The 22596-nt window shown below is 39.7% G+C and carries 32 protein-coding genes; 24 read left to right on the top strand and 8 right to left on the bottom strand.

Going from position 1 to position 22596, the window contains the following annotated elements; genetic code table 11:
• Positions 1-13: 13 nt before the first annotated feature.
• From LLY41_RS20430 to LLY41_RS20420, 3 genes are all read left to right on the top strand, one after another.
• Entirely contained in the window at positions 14-631 is a 618-nt protein-coding gene (locus LLY41_RS20430; protein WP_304586452.1) for a hypothetical protein, read from the top strand.
• 32 nt (positions 632-663) lie between these two features.
• The gene (locus LLY41_RS20425; protein WP_304586451.1) at positions 664-966 is read left to right on the top strand and encodes a hypothetical protein; all 303 of its coding nucleotides are present in this window, start codon (positions 664-666) and stop codon (positions 964-966) included.
• A 117-nt stretch (positions 967-1083) separates the two neighbouring features.
• On the top strand, positions 1084-1791 hold the full coding sequence (locus LLY41_RS20420; RefSeq protein WP_304586450.1) for a DNA alkylation repair protein: 708 nt from the start codon (positions 1084-1086) through the stop codon (positions 1789-1791).
• 121 nt (positions 1792-1912) lie between these two features.
• On the opposite strand, the gene LLY41_RS20415 is transcribed toward LLY41_RS20420, so the two are convergent.
• Positions 1913-2368 (bottom strand): YusW family protein, encoded by a 456-nt coding sequence (locus LLY41_RS20415; protein ID WP_304586449.1) that lies wholly within the window; start codon positions 2366-2368, stop codon positions 1913-1915.
• A gap of 187 nt (positions 2369-2555) precedes the next feature.
• On the opposite strand from LLY41_RS20415, the gene LLY41_RS20410 reads away from it, so the two are divergent.
• Both LLY41_RS20410 and LLY41_RS20405 read left to right on the top strand, forming a co-directional pair.
• Complete coding sequence (locus LLY41_RS20410; protein WP_304586448.1) at positions 2556-3170, top strand: hypothetical protein; 615 nt, start codon at positions 2556-2558, stop codon at positions 3168-3170.
• A 341-nt stretch (positions 3171-3511) separates the two neighbouring features.
• The gene (locus LLY41_RS20405; RefSeq protein WP_304586447.1) at positions 3512-4963 is read left to right on the top strand and encodes a serine hydrolase domain-containing protein; all 1452 of its coding nucleotides are present in this window, start codon (positions 3512-3514) and stop codon (positions 4961-4963) included.
• 37 nt (positions 4964-5000) lie between these two features.
• Here the strand turns inward: LLY41_RS20405 and LLY41_RS20400 are convergent, their stop codons facing one another.
• Positions 5001-5477 carry a VanZ family protein gene (locus tag LLY41_RS20400; RefSeq protein ID WP_304586446.1) on the bottom strand — a complete coding sequence of 159 codons (477 nt, stop codon included), beginning with the start codon at positions 5475-5477 and terminating at the stop codon, positions 5001-5003.
• Between the two features lie 307 nt (positions 5478-5784).
• Between LLY41_RS20400 and LLY41_RS20395 the strand changes: the two genes are divergently transcribed.
• From LLY41_RS20395 to LLY41_RS20355, 9 genes are all read left to right on the top strand, one after another.
• Positions 5785-5967 (top strand): hypothetical protein, encoded by a 183-nt coding sequence (locus LLY41_RS20395; RefSeq protein WP_304588072.1) that lies wholly within the window; start codon positions 5785-5787, stop codon positions 5965-5967.
• Positions 5968-6253: 286 nt separating this feature from the next.
• The gene (locus tag LLY41_RS20390; protein ID WP_304586445.1) at positions 6254-6712 is read left to right on the top strand and encodes a LytTR family DNA-binding domain-containing protein; all 459 of its coding nucleotides are present in this window, start codon (positions 6254-6256) and stop codon (positions 6710-6712) included.
• The gene (locus tag LLY41_RS20385; RefSeq protein ID WP_304586444.1) at positions 6709-7122 is read left to right on the top strand and encodes a DUF3021 domain-containing protein; all 414 of its coding nucleotides are present in this window, start codon (positions 6709-6711) and stop codon (positions 7120-7122) included. The genes LLY41_RS20390 and LLY41_RS20385 overlap by 4 nt, the downstream gene beginning before the upstream one ends.
• Before the next feature lie 18 nt (positions 7123-7140).
• Entirely contained in the window at positions 7141-8052 is a 912-nt protein-coding gene (locus tag LLY41_RS20380) for an ABC transporter ATP-binding protein (RefSeq protein WP_304586443.1), read from the top strand.
• Positions 8049-8789 (top strand): ABC transporter permease, encoded by a 741-nt coding sequence (locus LLY41_RS20375; RefSeq protein ID WP_095245761.1) that lies wholly within the window; start codon positions 8049-8051, stop codon positions 8787-8789. Before LLY41_RS20380 ends, LLY41_RS20375 begins: the two co-directional genes overlap by 4 nt.
• Positions 8790-8880: 91 nt before the next feature.
• Positions 8881-9327, top strand: coding sequence for a GNAT family N-acetyltransferase (locus tag LLY41_RS20370; RefSeq protein WP_095245816.1), 447 nt, complete (start codon positions 8881-8883; stop codon positions 9325-9327).
• A 194-nt stretch (positions 9328-9521) separates the two neighbouring features.
• A complete protein-coding gene (gene spxA / locus LLY41_RS20365) occupies positions 9522-9917 on the top strand; it encodes a transcriptional regulator SpxA (RefSeq protein WP_095245815.1) in 396 nt (131 codons plus the stop codon).
• An 85-nt stretch (positions 9918-10002) separates the two neighbouring features.
• On the top strand, positions 10003-10416 hold the full coding sequence (locus LLY41_RS20360; protein WP_035325467.1) for an RrF2 family transcriptional regulator: 414 nt from the start codon (positions 10003-10005) through the stop codon (positions 10414-10416).
• A gap of 83 nt (positions 10417-10499) precedes the next feature.
• A complete protein-coding gene (locus tag LLY41_RS20355) occupies positions 10500-10829 on the top strand; it encodes an IDEAL domain-containing protein (protein WP_304586442.1) in 330 nt (109 codons plus the stop codon).
• Between the two features lie 290 nt (positions 10830-11119).
• Here LLY41_RS20355 and LLY41_RS20350 read toward each other — a convergent pair whose 3' ends face one another.
• Genes LLY41_RS20350 through LLY41_RS20340 form a run of 3 tightly spaced genes read right to left on the bottom strand, consistent with a single transcriptional unit; the run spans position 11120 to position 13062 of the window.
• Complete coding sequence (locus tag LLY41_RS20350) at positions 11120-12193, bottom strand: zinc metalloprotease (RefSeq protein WP_304586441.1); 1074 nt, start codon at positions 12191-12193, stop codon at positions 11120-11122.
• Between the two features lie 13 nt (positions 12194-12206).
• Positions 12207-12743 carry a DUF2812 domain-containing protein gene (locus LLY41_RS20345; RefSeq protein WP_304586440.1) on the bottom strand — a complete coding sequence of 179 codons (537 nt, stop codon included), beginning with the start codon at positions 12741-12743 and terminating at the stop codon, positions 12207-12209.
• Positions 12727-13062, bottom strand: a complete 336-nt coding sequence (locus LLY41_RS20340) for a PadR family transcriptional regulator (protein ID WP_304586439.1) — start codon at positions 13060-13062, stop codon at positions 12727-12729. Before LLY41_RS20340 ends, LLY41_RS20345 begins: the two co-directional genes overlap by 17 nt.
• Positions 13063-13232: 170 nt before the next feature.
• Between LLY41_RS20340 and LLY41_RS20335 the strand changes: the two genes are divergently transcribed.
• From LLY41_RS20335 to LLY41_RS20320, 4 genes are all read left to right on the top strand, one after another.
• Complete coding sequence (locus tag LLY41_RS20335) at positions 13233-13457, top strand: DUF3953 domain-containing protein (RefSeq protein WP_304586438.1); 225 nt, start codon at positions 13233-13235, stop codon at positions 13455-13457.
• 79 nt (positions 13458-13536) lie between these two features.
• The gene (locus LLY41_RS20330) at positions 13537-13992 is read left to right on the top strand and encodes a hypothetical protein (protein ID WP_304586437.1); all 456 of its coding nucleotides are present in this window, start codon (positions 13537-13539) and stop codon (positions 13990-13992) included.
• A 125-nt stretch (positions 13993-14117) separates the two neighbouring features.
• Complete coding sequence (locus tag LLY41_RS20325) at positions 14118-14939, top strand: hypothetical protein (protein WP_304586436.1); 822 nt, start codon at positions 14118-14120, stop codon at positions 14937-14939.
• Between the two features lie 315 nt (positions 14940-15254).
• A complete protein-coding gene (locus tag LLY41_RS20320) occupies positions 15255-15851 on the top strand; it encodes a hypothetical protein (protein ID WP_304586435.1) in 597 nt (198 codons plus the stop codon).
• A gap of 30 nt (positions 15852-15881) precedes the next feature.
• On the opposite strand, the gene LLY41_RS20315 is transcribed toward LLY41_RS20320, so the two are convergent.
• Positions 15882-16322 (bottom strand): cell wall hydrolase, encoded by a 441-nt coding sequence (locus LLY41_RS20315; protein ID WP_304586434.1) that lies wholly within the window; start codon positions 16320-16322, stop codon positions 15882-15884.
• Positions 16323-16561: 239 nt separating this feature from the next.
• Between LLY41_RS20315 and LLY41_RS20310 the strand changes: the two genes are divergently transcribed.
• A complete protein-coding gene (locus tag LLY41_RS20310; protein ID WP_304586433.1) occupies positions 16562-16858 on the top strand; it encodes a hypothetical protein in 297 nt (98 codons plus the stop codon).
• Between the two features lie 38 nt (positions 16859-16896).
• Here the strand turns inward: LLY41_RS20310 and LLY41_RS20305 are convergent, their stop codons facing one another.
• Positions 16897-17838 (bottom strand): DMT family transporter, encoded by a 942-nt coding sequence (locus LLY41_RS20305; RefSeq protein ID WP_304586432.1) that lies wholly within the window; start codon positions 17836-17838, stop codon positions 16897-16899.
• Between the two features lie 208 nt (positions 17839-18046).
• On the opposite strand from LLY41_RS20305, the gene LLY41_RS20300 reads away from it, so the two are divergent.
• Both LLY41_RS20300 and LLY41_RS20295 read left to right on the top strand, forming a co-directional pair.
• Positions 18047-18523: an Lrp/AsnC family transcriptional regulator gene (locus tag LLY41_RS20300; protein ID WP_095245747.1), complete on the top strand. Its 477-nt coding sequence runs from the start codon at positions 18047-18049 to the stop codon at positions 18521-18523.
• Between the two features lie 296 nt (positions 18524-18819).
• Positions 18820-19023, top strand: coding sequence for a ChaB family protein (locus LLY41_RS20295; protein ID WP_035325486.1), 204 nt, complete (start codon positions 18820-18822; stop codon positions 19021-19023).
• 36 nt (positions 19024-19059) lie between these two features.
• Here the strand turns inward: LLY41_RS20295 and LLY41_RS20290 are convergent, their stop codons facing one another.
• Entirely contained in the window at positions 19060-19527 is a 468-nt protein-coding gene (locus LLY41_RS20290; RefSeq protein ID WP_304586431.1) for an SRPBCC domain-containing protein, read from the bottom strand.
• 147 nt (positions 19528-19674) lie between these two features.
• On the opposite strand from LLY41_RS20290, the gene LLY41_RS20285 reads away from it, so the two are divergent.
• From LLY41_RS20285 to LLY41_RS20275, 3 genes are all read left to right on the top strand, one after another.
• Positions 19675-19869: a hypothetical protein gene (locus LLY41_RS20285; RefSeq protein ID WP_304586430.1), complete on the top strand. Its 195-nt coding sequence runs from the start codon at positions 19675-19677 to the stop codon at positions 19867-19869.
• A gap of 123 nt (positions 19870-19992) precedes the next feature.
• Positions 19993-20535 (top strand): GNAT family N-acetyltransferase, encoded by a 543-nt coding sequence (locus tag LLY41_RS20280; RefSeq protein WP_304586429.1) that lies wholly within the window; start codon positions 19993-19995, stop codon positions 20533-20535.
• 526 nt (positions 20536-21061) lie between these two features.
• Positions 21062-22594, top strand: coding sequence for a PTS transporter subunit EIIC (locus LLY41_RS20275; RefSeq protein WP_304586428.1), 1533 nt, complete (start codon positions 21062-21064; stop codon positions 22592-22594).
• Positions 22595-22596: the final 2 nt, after the last annotated feature.

Raw genomic sequence — 22596 nt, 5'->3', positions numbered from 1 at the left:
AGGCTTATGAAATGTGCTGATAAAAGGTCCGGAGTATGTTAGAACTGAAAATAAAGAACAATGGGCATTAAAACGGAAAATGGGAATGGTTTTGGCCATATTCCTGGCGGGAGCTTTGTTAGGATTGCTTGCAAAATATACAGACGGCACAGTTTTGGGCTTAATTGGCTCTGGCCTGGGATTCTGGATAGCAGCGGCTTCTTTGCTTGCAGCCTGGAGCCGAACGCCAAAGGCTGCTGGTCTGCATGTTTTAGTATTCTTTATTGCAATGCTGTCGGCTTACTATTTGTATTCTATGATTCTGTTCGGATTTTTTCCTAAATCCCAATTTATCTTTTGGGGAGGCATTGCCTTGTTTTCTCCTATTTGCGGCTATGCTGTATGGTTTGCGAGAGGGGAGGGGTGGCTTGCAGCGGTTTGTGCTGCTATGCCGATTAGCCTGCTTATTGGGGAAAGCTTTAGCTTTATCTATACTTACTCCATCCCACAAGGTTTTATTTTGCTGTTAGCAGTATTTTTGTGGATTGTTTTGCCTAAAAATCATTTTCAGCGCATAAGGGTTATTCCACTCACGGCTGTTCTCCTATTTATAATCGAACGGTTTGGACTTCTTTCTATTTTGGCTGGATAAAGAAGCAGGAGTGAGCGCTTAAAGGAGCACTTATGAAAAAACTAATACCATTAGCGATTTTGGGAGTACTGATTATCCTGCTTCATTCAACCCCAAACATGGCATTAAGAACCCACGTCTTTTTCAGCGGATATCCTGCAGCTGCCATCGGTTCAGGGATTATTGAAGACGACTTTCATAATGAGGTGGATCGGGATAGGTTTGCTGAGTTGAATGCTAAAGCTTATACATTAACGGAACCTCCTGTAGAAAAAGCGACTCAAGGAAAGTTGAGAAACTATTTAGTTAGAAAATATGGATTCAACTATTTTGCTGAATACTACGGTGAGGGTTAAATATACAGAGTAATGACCATGCAGGCTGATTGCAGCAACTATGAATAAAATTCGGCTTAAAGTAAAGGCTCTAGGCCAATAATGTATAGGAAGCATCTGGTTGAAAGGGTGAGGATCATGACTTATGAAGAAATCATGCAAAGGCTTGAGGAGCTTGGTACAGAGCAGACGAAGAAGACTTTTATGAATCACGGGGCGAAGGAGCCTATTTTTGGTGTGAGGGTTGGAGATTTGAAAAAGCTGGTGAAGTTTGTTAAGAAGGATCAAGAGCTGGCACTTCAATTATATGAGTCAGGGAATCATGATGCAATGTATCTGGCTGGACTATCTGTCAATCCGAAGCTAATGACAAAAGAGACTTTACAGGGATGGGCTGAAAAGGCATATTGGTACATGGCTGCGGAGTATACAGTTGCCCAGGTGGCCGCGGAAAGTGAGTATGCTCTTGAATTGGCCCGGGAGTGGATCAAATCCGAGGATGAAATGGTTTCGGTCTGCGGCTGGAACACGTATTCAAATTATGTATCGATTACACCTGATAATGAGCTTGATATAAGTGAAATAAAAGCATTATTGACACAAGTTAAAAATACCATTCATGAAGAAAGAAACCGAGTAAGGTATGTGATGAACGGCTTTGTTATCTCAATAGGCACTTATGTACCTGAATTGAATGAAGAGGCAAAGAAAGTTGCTGAACATATCGGAAAAGTGCATGTGGATGTCGGAAAGACAGCCTGTAAAGTGCCTTTAGCCAAGGAATATATTGAAAAGGTGGAATCAAAGGGACGGGTCGGGCTTAAGCGGAAGACTTGTATATGTTGAGGTAAACAAAAGACTTGGGAAAATACGTCGAAATAAACTAATACAGCAGATTTTGGTGAGTGAGAAGCTGGTCTGCACGTCAAATGAGCTCAAAAGGCATGCTTTTGAGCTCATCTGATTTTTATTGAGTTTTCGTTTCTGAATATTCTTTTTCCGTCCCATCTGGGAATTTTACTTCCAATTCGAATTTTTGGTAATTGTCTTCTACTGAAAATGCGTTCTTTACCTGGTTAATGACCTCTTGATCTTCTGTATTTTGATCAAACGACAGCCCCTCAAAAATGGGAGTCAGCTTCTCCATCGCTTCATCCGATGTTAAATTCTGATCAGCAAGGTCATCCTGATATGCCGCCTCCATTCCGTTTTTTTCATTTTCATAATCCACATCAATGGTTTTATTGTCCTTGTATTCCACCTCAAGATCGAAATTCGTAAAATTAAATGCAGCCTCATTGGAAGTCACATTATTTTGGTTTTCAGCAGGTGCATTTTCAGGCGGATTTTCTACTTTGTCATCATTGCAGGCTGTAAGCAATAATGCAGATAGAGATGCCGAGATTATAAGATTCAGTTTCATAAAGTCCTCCTTGGTCTAGATGATGATTTTAATGTACCCAAAATTTTACTGAATCAATCTTAGAATAATTCTTAGTGGTATTTTAGTTTCAGTTAAAGAATCTCTTTCTAATGTTTCCAAAATTTTGATTTAAATTTAACTTTTCTTTGACTATAATTATTAAAATTACTCATAAAGGATGGACACTATGTTCAAAAAAATCTTTGGAAGAAACTATACAGTTACTGACTTCTGGACTTGGTTTGAAAAGAATTCACAAGGCTATTATCTATTAGAAGAAGGAAATTTAAATTCATTGTTCAACAAACTAAGTAAACAGTTATCTAAGATAAATGAAGATTTAGCATTTGAATTTAGTGCAGATCTTATAGAAGGAAAGAGAGAGTTTATAATAAGCGCTGATGGCATCTTATCTGCCTTTCCAGACGTCATTGGCCTTGTTGAAAATGCACCCCAGCTTGAAGGCTTTAAAATAATTGCCTTTCGCCAAAAAAGTGCTGTTGATGATATATCCACTATAGAATATGAGGATATAAGTTTAGGGCCTGATGATGTCTATTTCACTTACAGAAAAAATGGTGATACTTTAGACATTGTTCTATATCTCAGAGGATATGATTCTGATTTTGAAGAATGGGAAAATGCTGCCTTTATATTATTAGACACCATTATTGGAGAGTATGATGTTGCTACTAAAATTGGAAGCATTGATATGCTGCCTTATAAAAAAAGTCCTAATTTAAAATCCATTTTAGAATTACCTTCATTAATAGATAAGGAAGTAACGGGGATAAGATTATAAGTCTTATCCTTTATTAGATAGCAGCTCTTATTTGTACTTAATATAGCCTGACCAAGTCTGCTATAGCTCCCATCTCCTGAAACCCAGCTTGTAAAGTGCGCTTGGCCGTATTCACCCTCCGAATTTACCAATCATCCTCTAAATTATCCATCTTGATGAAAAGAGTCCGATCTTCTATTACATCTCAAGTCCTAATTGAAAATAATGCTGAGGCTCATTATTGATATTTCCAAATACAGGTAAGATGAAATCATGAAAGGGAAAGTACCTATAGATATTTTTAGCATTCCAGCAACAGGACAAACCGTTGAATCAAGGACATTGGTAGAGGGAGAGGTTATATGGCAGTCTTGCCGTCCAGTTTATTAAAAATAATATTAGTTCTTATCTTGTTCACTTCATTTAGTTATTTGCCTGAAAATTCGGCTTCAGCTGAAGAAGACATCGAAGCAAAAATAGAGAAGGCAATTAAGGATTACCTGAAAGACTATCGAGTTCCAGGGGCTTCAGTTGCCCTCGTCCATAATAATGAACTGTTTTTTTCAAAATCATGGGGGGTTACTGGAGAATCAGAGGAGGAGGTTACAGAACAAACTCCTTTTACAATTGGCTCCATAAGCAAATCATTAACGGCAATGGCCATTATGAAATTAGCTGACAATGGAACCATCCGCCTGAATGCCAGCATTCAAGAATATCTTCCCTGGCTGACACTGAAAAATGGGAAAGCTGCCGAAATAACAGTGACGCAATTGCTAGCGCAGACAAGCGGTTTTAGCACCTATGATGGGTTGGCACTATCTGATAAAGAATTAACTGGCAGTGATGCTATTAAGAATCAAGTCAAGAAATTGTCAGAAGTTGAACTGACTGCTGCACCTGGTGAAAAGCATCTATACAGCAATGCCAATTTCTTAATCTTGGGTGCGATGATTGAAGAACTGACTGGAATGTCCTATGCCGAGTACATGGAACAGCAGATTTTTGAGCCCTTAGGGATGAAATATGCTGCGGCCAATAAAGAGGGTGCTTATGAGAAGGGCTATCTGAGCGGTTATCAATCCTGGTTTGGATTTCCGGTGAAAAGTTCCGTAGCCTATGATAACGCCGGGGCACCATACGGCTACATTACTGCCAGTTCTGCAGATATGGTCCAATTTTTAAAATTATTGAGTGGGAATGGACCGGATCATTTTATCAGTGATAAAACTTTGGATTTATTTAAGACACCGCAGGTCCAAACAGGAGAAGACCGTTATTATGGTTTAGGAATCCGCATATCGGGCCCGGATACTCCCAAAGAAATGATCTGGCATTCGGGTTCGACCCCTGATTCGCATGCTGAAGTCTTTTACATTCCGGGAACCAGCTGGGGCGGTGTGATTCTGACAAATAAGAATCATATATTAGAGGAAGATGGACTTTATTATCTGAAGGAGCATATTATTAGTCTATTAAATGACGATGAGCCTGAAAAAGTACCTAATCATAGTGTGACTATACAATACATTATGCTGGGATGTATCCTGCTGCTGGTTATACTATCAATATTTTTAGTGAAAAGATTCAGAACCCGGAAATATTTTAAAAAGGGAACAGGACTTTTCTTAGGTTTGCTATTTATTGGCCTGTCAGCAATGTTAATCCCTCTTTTCACATTTACCACATCTTCTCCTTGGCATTCCATCTCTGTCTTTGCGCCTGATATTGCCCTTTTAATTATAGTGGCAGTAATTATGCTGGCCATAAATGGACTGCTGCTGTTTAGCTTAATTCTTAAAAAAACATGGTGATGAAAATGCCTGTCTAAACCAGTTAGACAGGCATTGATTATACGTTCACTACTTTTTTCTTTGCTTTCCGGGCTGTCATCGCTTTCCATAAACCAAACCCTACTAACGCTCCGATAATATTTAGAATAAAGTCATCAATATCCAAACTGCCTCTTCTTGTGACCAGCTGGATTATCTCCACACTAACTATCATTACACTCATGGCAAAAGCAAATGGTTTAAGCTTGTTAAGCCTTTTAATAAAATAGGGCAGGAAAATTCCCATTGGCAAAAATGCAGCCACATTGCCGGCAAGGTTTTTTATTGGAATGATTAGATTCATGCTTTCATTGGCCATAGCCAATAGATACCCTTCAATGGTTTTAAAAGGCACCAGGTTTGAGGATTGCTTCATATATTCGATTAATGGCATGTCTGACCAGAATCCTCTCGACATGAAAAAGAGCAGTATCGTTAATACAAGCAGGTAAATAAGAAAGCCTATTCCCATGAGTAATCTAATAATTTTCTTCATCTTTATCTCCCTCAAAAATGAGTCTTTGATAATAGTAACATAATTTTTTTATATTTTTTCTTGCCAGCTATTATAATGAAAGTATCGCCATACATAGGGGAATGTTATGGAAAAAACGGTTGGTAAACTGCTGGCTCCAAAAGCTATCTCCAGGATATAATAATGAATCCCTTTGAGCATGGGATAGTACTTTGCCGCTTAAAGCCGATTAAAATCAAATTGATGGTTAATTATTTGTTAGTTTACGATATTATTAAGCTATGGAAGTTCTTAAAATGTAAAAGAAGAGGTGTGCAGTGTGGGAATAATGCTTGGTCTGATTCTGGTCATCTTAATTTTTGCTGTGGTTGCGACTTTGCTGCTGACAGGCAAGGCTGATGAGAACTACGAAAATTCAACAAAACAGAACACAACCAATTTAACCTTAATATATGTGGTTATTATTTTTATCGGATTAGCTGCTCTTGGCATTTATATTTGGCGGATTTAGATACAGATGAAGATTGGGCAGAATCCTTTATTTCGCTGACTTGTATGCCTCATCGGGCAGATGTAGAAATTTAAACACGTTCAAGCAGTTCCACGGCCATCAGCGCCGGTTAAAATCAAGAAAACGCCTGGATCCTTAGTGGTTCAGGTTTTTTTATGCCTGCAGGACGGACGTGATTAAATGCCACTTACCGTCCCCATCCGGCGTGTCGCCTTTATGCTGGTGACAAATGGAAATTAGCCACCTATACTAAATCTATAAAGTTTAGAGAGGAGGAGTCAGCTGCATGAAAATCCTGCTAGACATCGATCCGCACAATGAAGAAACCTCTGTGACTATCCATTGTAAAGAAATCACCCCTGCCATCCAGGAAATCCTCGAGTATCTCAAGAAGAATGATACCGGCTTAATTGTCGGGAAGGATGGAGAGAACCAGCACTTATTTAAGCCTGATGAAGTCCACTACTTCCGATCAGAAGGCGACGCAGTTACAGCAGCCACTTCAGAAGGAATTTTTAAGGTGAAAGAAAAATTGTATGAACTTGAACAATCTCTCCCATCCCACAGGTTTATCAGGATATCCAAGTCTGTCATAGCCAACCTTTACGCCATGAGCCATTTCGAGCCATCTTTTAACGGAACACTATGTGTCCACTTCAAATCAGGGGAGAAGGAGTATGCTTCACGCCATTATGTCGGCCGGATAAAAGATATATTGAAAAGGAACAGGAGGGAAACAAAGTGAAAACATTTTTGTTTCGAAGCATGATTGGCATATTATTTGGGGGATTCATTGCTACAGCGGCAGCCATTTGTTTAGTTTCTTTTGGCGATCAATCTACATTAGACGGACAGCTTTTTATTAAAAATGCATTGGGTTCAATTTTTTGCTGCTGGCTGTTTACCGTCACTCCACTTTATTTTGAAATTCGCTCCCTTCGCCTGCCTATGCAGACAGCGCTGCATTTTCTGACGGTCACGATTGTCTACTTCGCATTAGGTCTTTTTATTGGCTGGATTCCTCTTAGTGTCACCCACTTTTTCATATACCTGGCAATTTCAGTTTTAATTTATTCAATTATGTGGGTGGGTTTTTATCTGTACTTTAAAAACGTATCAAAAAAGTTAAATGAAGATTTGGAATGCATTGAGTAGAATGCTAGGAGGATTCGAATGGAAAGCGTCATTTCTGTTAAAAATTTATCTAAAAATTTTGGTGCCACCCGGGCAGTGAAAAATCTTTCTTTCACTGTTTACAAAGGTGAGATCTTTGGGATTATCGGGCCAAACGGCGCAGGAAAAACGACAACACTTGAAATACTTGAAGGAATTTCTATTCCAAGCGGGGGAGAGGTCGAAGTGCTTGGACTTGTGCCAAGCAAGCAGCTCCGTGAATTAAATAAGAAAATCGGCGTGCAGTTTCAAGCCACATCCATTCAGAAGAAAATGAAAGTAAAAGAAGCACTGGATCTCTTTTCTTCCTTTTACGAAGGTCAGACGCAAAAAGACTATTTAATAGACTTGCTTGATTTAAACGAAAAAATGAACGTAAAGTTCGATGATTTATCAGGCGGCTGGAAACAGCGGGTAACGCTTGCCTTAGCCACCCTGCATGAACCGGAAATCCTTTTTCTCGATGAACCGAGCATGGGACTGGACCCTTCAGCAAGGAGAGAAATGTGGTCTTTGATCAGGCTGTTAAGAGATAGGGGCAGCACCATTGTGGTAACCACACACTATATGGAGGAAGCTGAGCAGCTTTGTGATCGGGTGGCAATGATCTACAGCGGTCAATTGAAAGCCCTGAATACACCACATGAATTGCTGAATGAAGGGACGGCAGACTGTCTGGCCTTTAAGAGTGCAGGACTTAGCCGTGAATATCTACAATCTCTCCCTGGTGTTGAACGAGTTGAAAATAATCTGGACGAATACAAAGTGTACTGTGATGATCAGCAGACAACAGCTTATCACATTTTCACTCACTGCCAGGAAAAGGGAATAACTCTATCGGACTTCAAGTTTGAGAAGGGATCACTCGATGATTTATTTGTCCAATACGTAGAAAAGGAGAAAATCGGATGAACGCAATCGTAAAACTTGCCGGTCTTGAAACGAAAATGTTTTTTAGAGACCGTCTGAGCGTGTTTTGGACTTTCCTTTTCCCGGTAGTGATGATTTGGCTGTTCGGTTCCATGTTTGTCGGGAACAACATGAGCCAAAAGGCTTTTGCGGAATATTTTGTTCCTTCATGGATAGGCGTCAACATCGTAACCACATCCTTTTTTACGCTCGGAACCGTTTTGACCAATTATCGGGAAACAGGTGTATTGAGAAGGTATCAGTCAACACCGCTGCAGCCATGGAAAATACTCGCCGCCCATACCTTTCAAGGGACCGTTATCTTTGCCATATCCGCTTTGCTTCTCATGGTCTTTGGCATGCTTCTTTATGACCTTACTCTGCCGGTTTATATCGGCAGTACGCTGTTATCATTACTGATCAGCATCCTTGCTTTTTTTCCGTTTGCTTTATTCCTGACATCGCTGGCTAAAAATACACAATCGGCAGCAGCAATCAGTTCACTGTTTCTGAACCTGATGCTTTTCCTCTCAGGAGCGACCTTTCCGCTTGAGATGATGCCGACGGTTCTTCAATACGCAGCTAAAGTTCTTCCGCTTTATTACGTGATTCAATTGCTGAGAGGGACATGGACGGAAGCACCTATTACAGAATATGGATTTGAGGCGGCTGTACTGATGGGGATTTCTATTGTGTCTGTTGTTCTTGCAGTGAGGTTCTTTCGGTGGAGCGGGAAATAAAAAATATCTTGGTGCCCTAAGAAATTAGGGCTATTTTATTTTGGTGTTTATAAATATTATTAATATTATAGAAGAAAGGGTGGTAACGAAGATGGAGATCTATCAAGCTTCACTGGATGATTTAGAAGGAGTGTCCGCTTTATTTAATTTATACCGTGTGTTTTATAAACAAGCAGCGAATACAGAAGCGGCAGCTGGGTACATAAAAGAACGCTTAACAAAACAAGATTCTGTCATATTTGTGGTGCGAAATGAAGGTAAGTATCTTGGCTTCACTCAGCTTTACCCGACTTTTTCATCAATATCTATGAAAAAGGCCTGGATCTTGAATGACTTGTATGTTGATGCAGAGGCGAGGAAGCAGGGAATAGGGGAAAAGCTTATAGACAAAGCGAAAGTGCTTGCTGATGAAACAGGGGCGGTGAGTATCATCCTCAGTACTGCTCCTGATAATTCCTCTGCTCAAAGTCTTTATGAAAAAATGGGATTTAAGCGTGATGAACAATTTTATCATTATGAATTGAATACAGCTGAATAATGCTGAATAAGGGCTTTCAAATAAGTAAATTCGAAAGCCCTTTTTGTATATAAGAGGTCTTGACTTTTTTAACTGTAATGATTATCATTACAGTATATCCTTTGAGGAAAGAAAAATAGTTACTCTTGAATATTAACTGTAAAAAAAAATATTACATTTATAAAATATCATTAACAATCGAGGGAGTGTTTTTAATGGTGAATTTATTTTTATCATCCAGCTGCGGTTCCTGCCGGAAAGCACGTGCTTGGCTTGAGGAACATCAAATCGAATATGTGGAACGGAACATTGTAACTGAGCCGCTTACAGTAGATGAAATAAAATCAATTCTTCGCCTTACTGAGAATGGGACTGAGGAGATTATTTCAACTAAATCAAAGGCTTACAAGGAACTGAACGTGAATATAGATTCCATGCCGCTGAAAGAGTTATATCAATTAATTATTGATAACCCGCAAATGCTGCGCAGACCGATTATTCTGGATGAAAAAAGACTGCAGGTCGGCTTTAACGAGGATGAAATCCGCAGCTTCCTTCCTCGGAAGTTTCGTACGTTTTCATACAATGAACTGCAAAGATTGGCTAACTAGACAGCGCCAGGCTGTGAATTCTTGACAAGCTAATCTGTAAAACTTAACATTACAGTATGACAGCAGAAAATATAGGAGGCCGGCCATGAATAGCGATTTTACTCTTGCCATTCACAGTCTAACTTATCTCGCTCTGCAGCTGGATCGCATGTCAACGAGCGATGCGATTTCTGAAAGTGCAGGTGTCCATCCGGTCCGCATCCGAAAAGTCCTGAGTTTATTAAAAAAACATGGATTTATTAAATCAAAAGAGGGAACGGGTGGCGGATTTATTTTTGCCCGGGACTTAAGTGAAGTGAATCTTTGGGATATTTATAAGATTACATCTGAAGGTGCCCTTCAGCCGAAGTGTCCGGATTCAAATGAAGCGTGTGTAGTGGGGGCGAATATGCAAAGAGTTCTGATCAGCATCTTTTTAGGTGCAGAGGAACATTTGGGTGAATATTTGAAGCACTATACCTTAAAAGATATTGTCGATCTCATCCATAAAGAAAAATAATTGGGAGCTTTCAGGCTTTCAGTAGCTTAAATGTAATAAAAAATGTTACAGTTTCAAAAAACTCTTCGAAGAAGGTGAATTGAATGATGGCCAACCATAAAGCCATTTTAAAAACGGGAGATTGGATTAAGGGGAAATCCCGAGAAGGGGAACTGATCATTGGCTATATCGAGAACCTTGAAGAAGGAATTATTAAGACAAAGGTGATTTCGAGTGATAATAAAACCATTGAAGGCAAAATCATTCCGTTGCAGAGCAAGCAGGTTAAGAAAATGCCGGCGGCAAAAGTGGCCAACAAGGAACAAATTCATTTTCTCATTGATCTTGCTCTTTCCACTGGAGATGAAAAATGGTTCTTTGAATTGACCTCGAAGCTGAACTCAATGAGAGAGCTTGTGAAAGGTGTTAAATAAAGGCTGTTTTCGCAAAGTTTGTTGCTATTTATATTATATTTACTGAGTTGATTGTAGTGGAAGGTGCGAGACTCCTACGGGAGTAGCGGGACAGGTGAGACCCCACAGACGCGCAGCGTCGAGGAGGCTCACCGCCCGCCCCGTGGAAAGCGAGCAACCTGGAGCGGAAATCAACGGACAACATTGATAAGCGAAAAACAACAATTTATACGAAAAGAGCCTAAATAAATTCAGGGAAGTGCCTGTGTCAGTCTGCTTATCAGCAGGTGGGTGCAGGCACTTTTTTATATTTATATTATCCGGCATTCTTTTGCAGTAGGGCTGTCCATACGTTTTCTGACTATCCCTGTAAGCATTAGTTCTGCGTGGAAATAACCGTATTGTGTACTTCCTTGTCTGCAGGTCCTCATCACGTCATCAAGAAGTGAATATGCCTTTTCTGTATTTCCGATTAAATAAGCCAAAATGGCTTCGCTTCTTTTGTAGCTGACCTTATCTATTGCCGACATCTGTTTATGCAGGTTTTTTATTAAAGTAAGATCGGGTTCTGGTGACAGGAATGAGTCGATTTGCCGGATATGTGAAGCAAACTGCAGACGGAATTTTGTTTTGCGATTTATAGGAAGTTCTTTGAATGCTGCAATTGACTCTGAGGCTTGCTCATAATTGCCATTCATGAGGTGGTAGTAGAATAGCAGGAATGCGGTTGTCATGGCCTCGGGTGAAGCTTCTGTTTTATATGCTTCCTGGATTAACTGTTCATCCCAGTCGCTTGGGCTTCGCGGTGACATCATTTCTTTTAATAAGATAAGCCCGGCGAGATAGGTCTCTGCCTTTTTGCCGCCTTTATGCAGAAGCAGAAAAACACTGCCATCCGAGTTAAACGTCCCTTTAAAGGGGATGGCGGTTGTGAAAAAAATGGCCAAGTTCAATGCTGTAAGCATCATAGCCATCTCGGCCTTTGTTACAGACCAATAGAATAGACTGATTATAAATGCAAGTAAAGTAAAAAGAGGACCGCCTGCAACGAACCATTTGTGCTTCTTAACCATTTTCGTTAAGTCAATTTCAGAAGGCAAACAGCTGGCCAATCCACCAAAGGCAATCCAGCTTTGGTTTGGTACTATTTTTAAAGCAGGGTTCTTTTCGATTGTGACAGGCCCGACTGTCAAAAATAAAAATCTGTAGCCTGCAAGCTTTCCGCCAATGACATGGCCGAGTTCATGGATAAAGAGAACGATAAAAGCACTTCCGGCCACTAACCCAATGGAGAAGGATTTATCTGCATGGGAAGTAAAAGAGAAGCCCATTAAGAGAGCAATGCCTAATAAGCACGTATGAAAAGGTGTAAAAATTTTACTCATTGAAAACTCTCCTTTAGTTTTTGCTGAGTTTTTGTGCTTTTAACAGCTGTATGAAGATCGCCATGGATGTCATAAGCATCGGGATAAAGAAAACAATAGAGATAAAGAATCCTATTTTGCCTGCCAGATGGAGGGATCCCTCTGTCAATTTCATGAATGCAAGAGTAATAATCGTAAACAGGAAGACAGCAATAGTTACTATGTATACGGGTTTAGATGATCGTTTTACCTGATCTGTTTTAGATGCGGCATCACTATAAATAGGCGGTGTGCCGGGAGCTGCTTTAAACAGATGAATTCCTGTATGTGAGCAGACATGTTTCCAGCCGGAAGATGCAAATAATTCATAGTATTCCTCTTCGTCTTCTGGTGTTAATTCATAATAGTCGATACTGAATATCACATCTTCCGGGGTGGACTTCGTAAATGTATACAGGCCGCCTTTAAAGGATTCTGCCATCCACCCTTCTGCAGCTTTTTCCCTCAGCATCTGTAAATCCTTTTGTTCAAAAAAAGCGAGTCCATTTGAAATTTTATATGTCTTCTTCATTGTACTCTCTCCCTTTATTTAATCCATCTTCCGCAAAGTGCACCATCGTTTTTCTCCTTTCAATGTCAGTTCGAAGAATTTCACGGCCCTTTTCTGTCAGTACGTAAACTTTCCTCCTCGAAGTGGTATCATCGAATAGCTCTACATACTCCTGTTTGATCAGCTTTTTGATTATCGTATATAGAGACGCCGGACCAATATTCACCTCGCCATGTGTTATCTTTTCAACAAGGCTCATCACTGCATAGCCATGCCGTGGCTCAGTAAAGGCGGCCATAATATAAAAGACGGAATCAGTTAACTGTTCTAAAGATTTCATTCCAGCACCTACTTTATATCACTTTATGATATATCTAAAAGTAATATATCATAAAGTGATATAAAAATTCTATAAAAATTTCCATTTTATTTGAAGGAAGATGAATATTGGTTTTTAATATGTATAGGAAGGTATTTAAAAATTTTTGTAGCGGAGTAGGAGGATAACCTTTGATAAAAATATTACGAATAGTTTTGTCTGTTGTTATTATTCCGTTAGCACTTTATATGTTAATTACTAAAAGCTTTGAGTGGATGCCCCTTAATTTGTTTTTGTTAAGCTTGTTTGTGATGGTGATAGGGACGGATGAGTTTATGAAAGGCAGAAAGCAGTATGGGGTTCTAAATTTTGCTGCTTCATTTTTTATTGTCTTTGTTGCTTTTTACACTTGGTGAAAAGGTCGCATGTATTATCCATGCGTTTTTACAATTTCTTATTGGGGAATGATTTCGTATCAAATACAGTATCAGTCAAATGTTTGCAAGAAAAATAATAGCTGCATCTATAACAGGGTCTTTGTTCTCCGTTATGTTAGGTCTGATTGCAGCGGATCCGTTTGCCGGAGAAGTTAATTCAGCTGGTGAGTATTTTCAGGGAGCTACTATGTCCATTCCCTTCTATCTTCTGTACAGCTTCCCAGTCATTTTGGTTTATGGCACAGTAACTTCTCTCATTAGTGATTACATAGCCATTTTTATTTCCAACAAAACAAACAGGAAATTGGAATTCTATATTTCATTATTCCTTCACTTGCTTTTTGGATTAATTTTGCTTGGATTAAGTTTAGCTGCAGCTGTATTATTTTTTGTTACGGACAACCTTTTACGCCGTAAACAAATCGGCGGCTGGAGCAATGCTTTGAAATCATTATGTTTGCCAGTTCTCATCTGGATTGTGTTAATGGGTGGCGTGTATCTTATGGATGTTTGAGGAATTTGATGGGACTAGAAGGTTTTCCTATGTTTGTCCGAAACTCATGAATTACTTGGAACCCCAAGAATATGACTATACACCAATCCATCCATCACCCATAAACTGAAACTGGGGTGATGAATATGTTTAGACTAAACCAAAAAGATATAGAAGCCTATCATCAAAAATATTTCCGCCCGTCCTGCTTAAGAGCGTTAAATCTAAGGTTTAGCAACTGGGATTTCTTTGCTCCCTTCTATGACAAAACTCCCGACCAAATCAAGGTTCCTCCTCAATTAACCTTAACCCCTGAAGACACGGTTCTCAACTACTTCAGTATTTTACGGGAAGCTGAAAATATATACGGCAGAGGGTGCGGCACTATAGGCCAGGCAAAACTTCCATTTCCAATTGCTTATAACTTATTGTCTCAGGAATACCAGAATAAATTAAGCTATGAAGGGTATGTTCAAACGTTTTCCGGGATCGGGCATACAAGTTTAATAAAGCTATGCCGAGTTCCGGATAGAAAGCGGGGTATTAGATTCTTTTATGAAATTGAAACAATTGAAGGGGCTGAAGGCAAGAAAGCTGAGTACTTCGGATATTCTTATGGCTTTATCAGTCTTGTAAAGGAACAGGAGGGTTTTCGGATTTCCGAGATGAGCAGAATAGAGGAGGATTTTCTGTGTGCGCCTTATCATGGATGGAATCATGATGGGGAAGCGGTTGTTGAGGTGAAGTATGGACATTGGTGCCATTTAATACAGCATATTTACCCAGCGATTAGAAATGAATACATTAAGAGTATTTATTTTCATGGTAAAGACGAAGCTGATTATTGCATTATATTTGCGGTTTTAACCAATGGGACCGACATAGAGATCGCCCAATTCCGTAAATCGGGAAATGAGGGGTGGAAGCAGGTTTACATGAAGCCTGAAGAAGAGTGTGTAAAGAAATAAGAGGGAATTTTATTGGCTGTTAAATCACAGCCTTTTCAGATTTGTATTTTGGGTTTACTTACCACTTCTAAAGATGATACCATTAGGAAAGAGGTGGAAAAATGGACTTAATCCTTTTCCTATTATCCATATTGTAATGGGGTGTGCATTGATCTATACATATGGTAAATTGCCAAAAGCAATAGCTACATTTGCATTCGTTTTTCTGACTATGAGTTTTCTTTATTGGGGAGCAGTGTTAATGAATTTTGCCAATTAGTTCAGCTGCCAGAGGGCGGCTTTTTTTGTGAAGGAGTAGTTACAGGGGAGGATTCCATGAAGAAGAGGAATACGAAAAAGTATTTAAAGAGAATTATAATAACCTTATTATTGTCCTATATAGTATATAGCACTTTTATAAATCTCGGTTACAGAAATCATATGAAGCAAAGTCAGGAACGTAATTATCAGCATTTGCGGTCAATATCTGCAATTGGAGATAATCTGGCTTACAGGCTGGAGGAATTCACAAGGATACCTATTGAACAAGAAGATGACAGGAATGCGGAGTTGTTTGACACATGGAGGGTTGTGAGCAGTGAGAGCAGGAGTATTTACTCCTATTTGTCCCGTATGTCCACTTTGCATATGGAGGATGAGATCGATGACTGGAATTTGCTTCAATACAGCTTGTTTCGCGTTGATATGTTTATAGATGGCATGACTAATAGGTTTCTGGAGAACCGGTCATATCAGATAAGTGATGAAGAAAAAGAAAAAATGGATGCAGTTATTTCTGTGTATCGAAATGTCAGCAAGGAGGCAGAAAAGGAGTCTGTCGATATAGAAAAGATCCTGAAATCTATACAGGAACCCATGCTGGTTATAGATAATTATTATTCAGATGCCCTTGAAAAAACAGATAGGAATTAACTAATACCCCCACAATAGGTGGGGGTCATGTTACCAAATATATGCGCCTTCACATGTATTTGCCTTTGGCTCATAATAGCAATGCTGTTTGAACTGTCCGGAGAACGGCTGATCGTACCATGTTGGCGGACATGCAGCGTACGGATTGAAATACCATAGAGCAAACTTGGAAGGGTGCTGTCTCCAAAAGTCTAAGGTTTGTTTGGCCAATCTCTTTTCCACACCTCGTGCCCTGTTGTAAAAGACATTCCCTTTTTGTACAGCTTCAAAAGAATAATTTCCTCCCTGCACCTGGAAAATGACTTGCCGGATGGTCCTTAAGCCTTCAAAATCGAGGCAATTCGCTTTTCGGCGGTTGACGATTACATTCCCAACCATCAGCATCCCCAGTTTTCCTTCACCTTCTGCCTCTGCTCTCATCATCCTTGCCATTAAAGCCACATCGCTGTCGGTATATTGTACTCTTGGCACTTTTTATCACCTCTAAAGGAATTGTATTAAGAAATTCTGCAAACATGTTAACCCAAGAAAATATTAATTAGGGGTGCAAACTGCATCGCGTTCAGCACCCCCTTATTAGATATATAAATATTAGAGTTAATAAGTCTGCTAATTTATATGCTATGTCTGTTAGAGAAATGCAGAAAAGTAACATTGGGTGAAACTTTATCTTTGGGAATTCGTACCATTAATTGAGGGGAGGAGGAATCTTGAAAACTAAAAATGATAAAAAAGAAGTAAGCCTGAAAAATTTATTATATGGCATAGGCCTATTTATTTTCGGTGGTATGGCTTTAACAAATGTGACGACCCCACTGCCATCAAAGGAAGAAACAAAAGAATTTCTTCTGTTTATTTTTGGATGTGCATTAATTTATTATTTTCTAGTAAGCATCTATTACATAGGCGAATTTTGGAGAAAGGTTTTTTATGCGAGTTTGATTTTGCTGTGCGGGCTGAGTTTATTTATGGCTATTTATTTAGCCATGCATTCAATTCCTCATTAAAATGTGGGACAAGGGGACAGGTATTCTGTCCCCAATTTTCAACTGGTACGAGGAACCTGTCCCTCTGTCCCGCTCTTGAACACTGGTGCAGGAATTTTTCTTGGTGTTTTTCCTGGCCTGGTTTTAAGTGCCGAGAATAAGAAACAACCCGCAATGACAATGATGCTTCCGGTGGCTTGTATCCAGTTCATGACCTCTCCCAAGAAGATAAAAGCTAAGAGGGCTGTGAAAATCGGATTAAAGTTTAGGAACAGGCCTGAAGTGCTTGCTCCAAGCTGGCTGATCCCTATGTTCCAGAGCACCATGCATAGGACTGTTGAAATTAGTCCTGTATACAGAATGGATAAAAGAAAGGAAGCAGTGACATCTGTAACAGTGAAATCAGCAGTTCCAAATGGCAGGAGCACCAGGAGGCCAAATATGCCTGAGTAAAGAATGGACATCATTGGTGAAACGAAAGACATGGCCCATTTGCTGCAGACTGAATAGATTCCCCACATGCCGACTGCAGCTATCATATAAAGATCTCCGATATTAAACTGCAGTAAGACCAGCATTTCCAGGCTGCCTTTTGAAAGGACCAGCAGGACGCCAAACAATGAAACGAACATGGACATGAGCTGCAGTGTGTTTATTTTTTCCTTTAGAAAAATGAAAGAGAAGCCAGCAATGGAAAACATATTTAATGTAGAGATTAAGCCAACGCTGGTGGCCGATGTTTTTTCCAGTGCCATGAATTGCAGTGCCTGAAATAAAGCTACCCCTGTGATGCCCATCAGAAATAATGGCAGAAAGGCTTTTTTAGGCGGCAGCAGCCGTTTCTCTTTATGCCAGACAAGAGGGACGAGACAGATAATGGCGATGGTCCATCTTAAAATGGTTAAGGTAGTAGGAGATGCGTGGTCCACAAGCGTTTTTCCAACAATAAAATTTCCGCCCCAAAGTAAGCTTGTTAATAAAAGGAGAAGATAATATTTCACGTCATTTAGCCCCTTTTCAGAGCCATTGTGCACAATGACATTGTTTATATGAATAATTTTAACATTTTTTATATTAAACAAAAGATAATTTTGTATAATAAAGTTAATTCAAAATAATTAAAAGTATATTAGATTATTAATATAAAAAATTCAGTTTTGGCATGTGATTTGAAAAGGATTTGGAATAATTGAAAAGGGTGGATGGACAGTGGAATCGATTGTAAGTAGGGTACTGGATCACCTGGATATAAAAATCTTGGATTTGCTTCAAAAGGATGCGCGGATTAGCAACCTGGAACTGTCGAAAAGGGTGAATCTTTCGGCTCCGGCTGTGCATGCGAGAATTAAGAGGCTGGAAGCGGAAGGGTATATCCAGGAGCATGTCGCTATTCTAAGCCATGAGAAGCTGGGCTTTGATTTATTATGCTTCGTGTTTATGAGCACCAATATGCACCAGGCGGAAAAACTGGCATCTCTTGAAAGGACGCTGGAATCCATGAAGGAAGTTTTAGAATGTCATTGTTTAACAGGGGAGTATGATTATCTATTGAAAGTGGCGTGCAAGGATCGCAAGGGGCTGGAGATGTTCATCAGGAAGCTGAATGAATTGGGGATTACGAAAATACAGACCAGCCTTGCGCTGAGGGAAATAAAAGATTCGACGGTGCTGCCGATTCAGGATTAGAATATTTTATGGTAAAATTGAAACCTTTTCCAGAAAAAAACGTAGAATCTGGAAACAAAGTTCAGGAGGGATTAGGTTGACGAAAAAGCTCGCGCAGCTCCAAACCCGTTATTATGTACTTTTTGGCGCAGCAATTGGTTCTGTGATCGGATTAGTGGCTTATGTGAAAGATTGGATTTAAGCGATGGACGGGCAGCCGATTAGCTTTTCTGTATAAGGGGTATTCTTGTCTGTGTTTAAAACAAACATAATCAGGAAAAATACATATAAGTACTTGTGCAGGGGAGGAAACGAAAATGCCATACGATAAACTAAGCGATCTGCCAGACTCCGTTAAAGACAATCTTCCGCATCACGCCCAGGAAATCTTTAAGGAAGCGTTTAATTCTGCAAGTGAAGAGTATGACGAAGAAGAAACGGCCTTTAAGGTGGCCTGGAGTGCAGTGAAGAAGAAATATGAGAAGAATGATGATGATAAATGGGTTGAAAAGGAAGAGTAAATAGGTAAAAGGTGTCCCGTTTGAGGACACCTTTTTTCAATCATCTTCCGCTTCATTCTCAACATATTTCTTCAAGTTCTGGTATTGCTCTTCAAACACAAATTTAGCCGTCCAGCCTAAAACTTTGGTTGTCAGCTTATAAAAGAGGCTGCTCGGAATCAGGCTTGCTTCTACAATCAGGCGCGTCCCGTCATGCTCCCTTGATAAGAGGTACCTTGAAATGCTTAATCCTTCTTTGGAATGGGAGTGCATAACCACTTTATAGGGAGCCTCATATTCGATCAGCTCGGAATCAATTTTGATGATTTTTTTATCCAGTTTCTGAACGGTGACAAACTTAGTCCCAGGCTCCGGGACTGGTTTATTTTCCTCATTGTCATAAATATTTTCGATCAGCATGGTATTCCAAAGCTTTATTTTTTCATCATCATCCACGTATTTAAAAACCAGATCAATGGGGGCGTGAATGACATCTTCATATCTGTAGACCAGTATTTCTTTCATTTTAAAATCCTCATTTTCTATTTAATCAAAAGCATCTTACTAGTTTTTTCGGCAATGCTTGCTGGAATTTAATAAAGGGAAAAATATTGTAAATTTTCTGAAACCAACCAAACCCTCATCCGTATATAAAAATAAGGGGTGATGGACATGTCAGGAATAATTATTATGGTTTTGCTTCTTATTATCGTGATTGGTATTAGTGGTTCCAAAACATCAAAACGTACTTATGATAGCGGGGATTCCTCCTCCCATCATTATATAGGAGATTACAGCAGCAGCTCGGATAACTGTGATAGTTTCGGAGGAGATGGAGGAGGCAGCTGCGGAGGCGGCGGTGACTGATGATTCATTTCAAAAGGACATTCGGCCTATTAAATTCAGTATGTTCATCTGCATAGAGTGCCCCCTTAATTTAGGGGGCATTTTGATTATGCCAGGCAAGTTAAAGGAAAGGGAGAGTGTAAAATGCTTAGAGTTCTGATAGGAAGACCAAAGGCAGCGGATATGGCAGAGCTGAATCATTTCTTCAGGACAGTGATTACCGATACATTTCATAAAGAAGGTATAGGGGATCTGCAGGAAGACATGGAAGAAGAGATAGAAGCCAAGAATAGCTATCTGCATCGCGATCTGATAAGCGGCGGTCAAGATAGATTTTTTTTAATTGCTTTAGCTGGTGATAAAATCATCGGCACTATGGAATACGGCCCGGCAAGTGAGCTTATAAACAAAAGTACGGAAGGGGCACTTAAGGGTCTTTATGAAGTGGGTACAGTATTTGTGCATCCTGACTATCAAAATTCAGGCATTTGCAATCAATTGCTAAATGAGATGTATGTGACTCTAAAGAATAAGGGTGTGGAAGAGTTCTGTCTGGATTCGGGCTATAAACAATCACAAAAGATCTGGAAAAAGAAGTTTGGTGAACCGGAATATCTGTTAAAGAATTATTGGGGTAAAGGGGCTCATCATATGATTTGGCGGGTCAGGGTTCATTCTATTTTATAAACCATGCAAACTCTTGAATAAAAAGTTATATGTGAAATTTCTTTTTGGAGGGTTACTTTCCATTAATGTCAATATAGCCTAGCTGATAATGCTCTATGTCTGAGCGGCAGCAGTTACTCTCAAAGTAATCCCCATTCTATTTTTCTTCTAGTTCACAGACAAGCTTTCTGCGGTAAAATTATGGCTGCTCTAACTGCTAGTCCAATAATCCTTAGATTCCCTTTTTCAGCCAGATCGATGATCATCCATCAAAAGAAATATTTTTTTGTTTCAATGGACTAATTCTTAAAAGAGCCCCAATTATTTCAGAGGATAAAAATTCACGTAATTATTATTCTATTACCAAGAATGAAAGAAAAGTAGACATCTGATCTAAGATGAACGTATTTTCAGCATTATTGGGAGAAAGATGAAAAGGATTGAAAACGGTTTCAATCTCATTGAACTGCTGTAGCTGTGAATATATGATACGGATAGAAGGATAAAGCAGTAAAGCTTCTCATCAAGATAAAGGGGGTCAGTATCAATGAAAAAAGCTTTTGAAAAGGCACAGCAATTTGGTAAATCATTTATGCTGCCAATAGCCGTTTTGCCGGCAGCAGGTCTGTTATTAGGAATTGGCGGAGCGCTGTCTAACCCGAATACGGTTTCAGCTTATCCGTTTTTAGATATTAGCTGGCTACAGGCTATTTTTACAATTATGAGTGCGGCAGGTTCGATTGTATTTGCCAACTTGCCGATCATATTTGCGGTAGGGGTAGCGATCGGTTTAGCACGTTCAGATAAAGCAACGGCTGGATTGGCAGCCATGATAGGTTATTTTGTTATGAACAGCACCATTAGTGCACTGCTTTCATTAACCGGAGACTTGGTGAAGGATAATTTGGCAGGAGCCGGTCAAGGAATGGCTGTTGGGATTCAGACTTTGGAAACGGGGGTATTTGGCGGGATTATCGTCGGGATAACAGCTGCTGCCCTGCATAATAAATACAATAAAATTCAGCTGCCTCAAGTGTTAGGATTCTTTGGAGGATCTCGCTTTATTCCTATTGTCGTTTCATTTGCTTCGATTTTTGCAGGAGTGATTCTATTTATAATATGGCCATATTTCCAGGCTATGATCAATGGTCTGGGGTCGGTGGTTACAGGCACCGGTGAAATCGGAACTCTATTTTACGGATTTATTTTGCGTATGCTCGGACCGTTGGGGTTGCATCATATTTTCTATCTGCCATTCTGGCAAACGGCTCTGGGCGGAACGCTGGAGATTGGTGGGAAACTGGTCAGCGGTACACAGAATATCTTTTTTGCCCAGCTTGGTGACCCTTCGACTGAGCAATATTATGAAGGCGTATCAAGGTTCATGTCAGGCCGTTTTATTACTATGATGTTTGGCCTGCCGGGAGCTGCATTGGCCATCTACCATTGCTCTAAAAAGAAAAACAGAAAAGTGGTAGCAGGTATTTTGCTTTCAGCAGCGTTGACATCATTCCTGACTGGTATCACAGAACCGCTTGAATTTAGCTTCTTGTTCGTGGCACCTCTTCTGTATTTAGTGCATGCTATTTTCGATGGTTTTGCTTTTATGATGGCAGACATTTTCAATATTACTGTCGGTCAAACCTTCTCAGGAGGATTCATCGATTTCATTTTATTTGGAATTCTTCAAGGTGCCGATAAAACAAATTGGCCATATGTGTTGATGGTGGGTATTCCATGGTTCTTCCTATACTACTTTACCTTTAAATTCTTAATCAGAAAAAAGAACTTCAAAGTTCTTGGACGAGAAGACGAAGAACAGGCAGCAGAGCAAGTTTCAGCTACAGACCGTGCCAAAACAATTGTAGAAGGATTGGGCGGAACAAATAATATTGATATTGTTGATTGCTGCGCGACGCGTCTCCGGGTAACTGTTAAAGATGATTCCCTGGTAAAAGACAATATCATTAAACAAACTGGATCAAAAGGAATTGTGAAAAAGGGTACGGGTGTACAAATTATTTATGGACCTCAAGTCACCATAGTAAAAAACGAAGTAGAAGAGTATTTAGGTCAGTAATA

It is taken from the genome of Cytobacillus firmus (assembly GCF_023612095.1).
Lineage (GTDB): Bacteria > Bacillota > Bacilli > Bacillales > Cytobacillaceae > Cytobacillus.
Note: the sequence above shows the minus strand (reverse complement) of the source record. Positions and strands in the feature narration are given on the sequence as shown.

Bases quoted from the DNA above. Each gene is read 5' to 3' on its own strand.
- LLY41_RS20290 (WP_304586431.1), bottom strand. From the start codon at position 19,527: ATGAAAGAAATACTGGTCTACAGATATGAAGATGTCATTCACGCCCCC.
- LLY41_RS20325 (WP_304586436.1), top strand. From the start codon at position 14,118: ATGTTTAGACTAAACCAAAAAGATATAGAAGCCTATCATCAAAAATAT.
- LLY41_RS20285 (WP_304586430.1), top strand. From the start codon at position 19,675: ATGTCAGGAATAATTATTATGGTTTTGCTTCTTATTATCGTGATTGGT.
- LLY41_RS20380 (WP_304586443.1), top strand. From the start codon at position 7,141: ATGGAAAGCGTCATTTCTGTTAAAAATTTATCTAAAAATTTTGGTGCC.
- spxA (WP_095245815.1), top strand. From the start codon at position 9,522: ATGGTGAATTTATTTTTATCATCCAGCTGCGGTTCCTGCCGGAAAGCA.
- LLY41_RS20355 (WP_304586442.1), top strand. From the start codon at position 10,500: ATGATGGCCAACCATAAAGCCATTTTAAAAACGGGAGATTGGATTAAG.
- LLY41_RS20420 (WP_304586450.1), top strand. From the start codon at position 1,084: ATGACTTATGAAGAAATCATGCAAAGGCTTGAGGAGCTTGGTACAGAG.
- LLY41_RS20400 (WP_304586446.1), bottom strand. From the start codon at position 5,477: ATGAAGAAAATTATTAGATTACTCATGGGAATAGGCTTTCTTATTTAC.
- LLY41_RS20320 (WP_304586435.1), top strand. From the start codon at position 15,255: ATGAAGAAGAGGAATACGAAAAAGTATTTAAAGAGAATTATAATAACC.
- LLY41_RS20330 (WP_304586437.1), top strand. From the start codon at position 13,537: ATGTTTGCAAGAAAAATAATAGCTGCATCTATAACAGGGTCTTTGTTC.
- LLY41_RS20295 (WP_035325486.1), top strand. From the start codon at position 18,820: ATGCCATACGATAAACTAAGCGATCTGCCAGACTCCGTTAAAGACAAT.
- LLY41_RS20370 (WP_095245816.1), top strand. From the start codon at position 8,881: ATGGAGATCTATCAAGCTTCACTGGATGATTTAGAAGGAGTGTCCGCT.
- LLY41_RS20340 (WP_304586439.1), bottom strand. From the start codon at position 13,062: ATGAAATCTTTAGAACAGTTAACTGATTCCGTCTTTTATATTATGGCC.
- LLY41_RS20275 (WP_304586428.1), top strand. From the start codon at position 21,062: ATGAAAAAAGCTTTTGAAAAGGCACAGCAATTTGGTAAATCATTTATG.
- LLY41_RS20375 (WP_095245761.1), top strand. From the start codon at position 8,049: ATGAACGCAATCGTAAAACTTGCCGGTCTTGAAACGAAAATGTTTTTT.
- LLY41_RS20280 (WP_304586429.1), top strand. From the start codon at position 19,993: ATGCTTAGAGTTCTGATAGGAAGACCAAAGGCAGCGGATATGGCAGAG.
- LLY41_RS20410 (WP_304586448.1), top strand. From the start codon at position 2,556: ATGTTCAAAAAAATCTTTGGAAGAAACTATACAGTTACTGACTTCTGG.
- LLY41_RS20360 (WP_035325467.1), top strand. From the start codon at position 10,003: ATGAATAGCGATTTTACTCTTGCCATTCACAGTCTAACTTATCTCGCT.
- LLY41_RS20415 (WP_304586449.1), bottom strand. From the start codon at position 2,368: ATGAAACTGAATCTTATAATCTCGGCATCTCTATCTGCATTATTGCTT.
- LLY41_RS20425 (WP_304586451.1), top strand. From the start codon at position 664: ATGAAAAAACTAATACCATTAGCGATTTTGGGAGTACTGATTATCCTG.
- LLY41_RS20390 (WP_304586445.1), top strand. From the start codon at position 6,254: ATGAAAATCCTGCTAGACATCGATCCGCACAATGAAGAAACCTCTGTG.
- LLY41_RS20405 (WP_304586447.1), top strand. From the start codon at position 3,512: ATGGCAGTCTTGCCGTCCAGTTTATTAAAAATAATATTAGTTCTTATC.
- LLY41_RS20345 (WP_304586440.1), bottom strand. From the start codon at position 12,743: ATGAAGAAGACATATAAAATTTCAAATGGACTCGCTTTTTTTGAACAA.
- LLY41_RS20350 (WP_304586441.1), bottom strand. From the start codon at position 12,193: ATGAGTAAAATTTTTACACCTTTTCATACGTGCTTATTAGGCATTGCT.
- LLY41_RS20395 (WP_304588072.1), top strand. From the start codon at position 5,785: ATGCTTGGTCTGATTCTGGTCATCTTAATTTTTGCTGTGGTTGCGACT.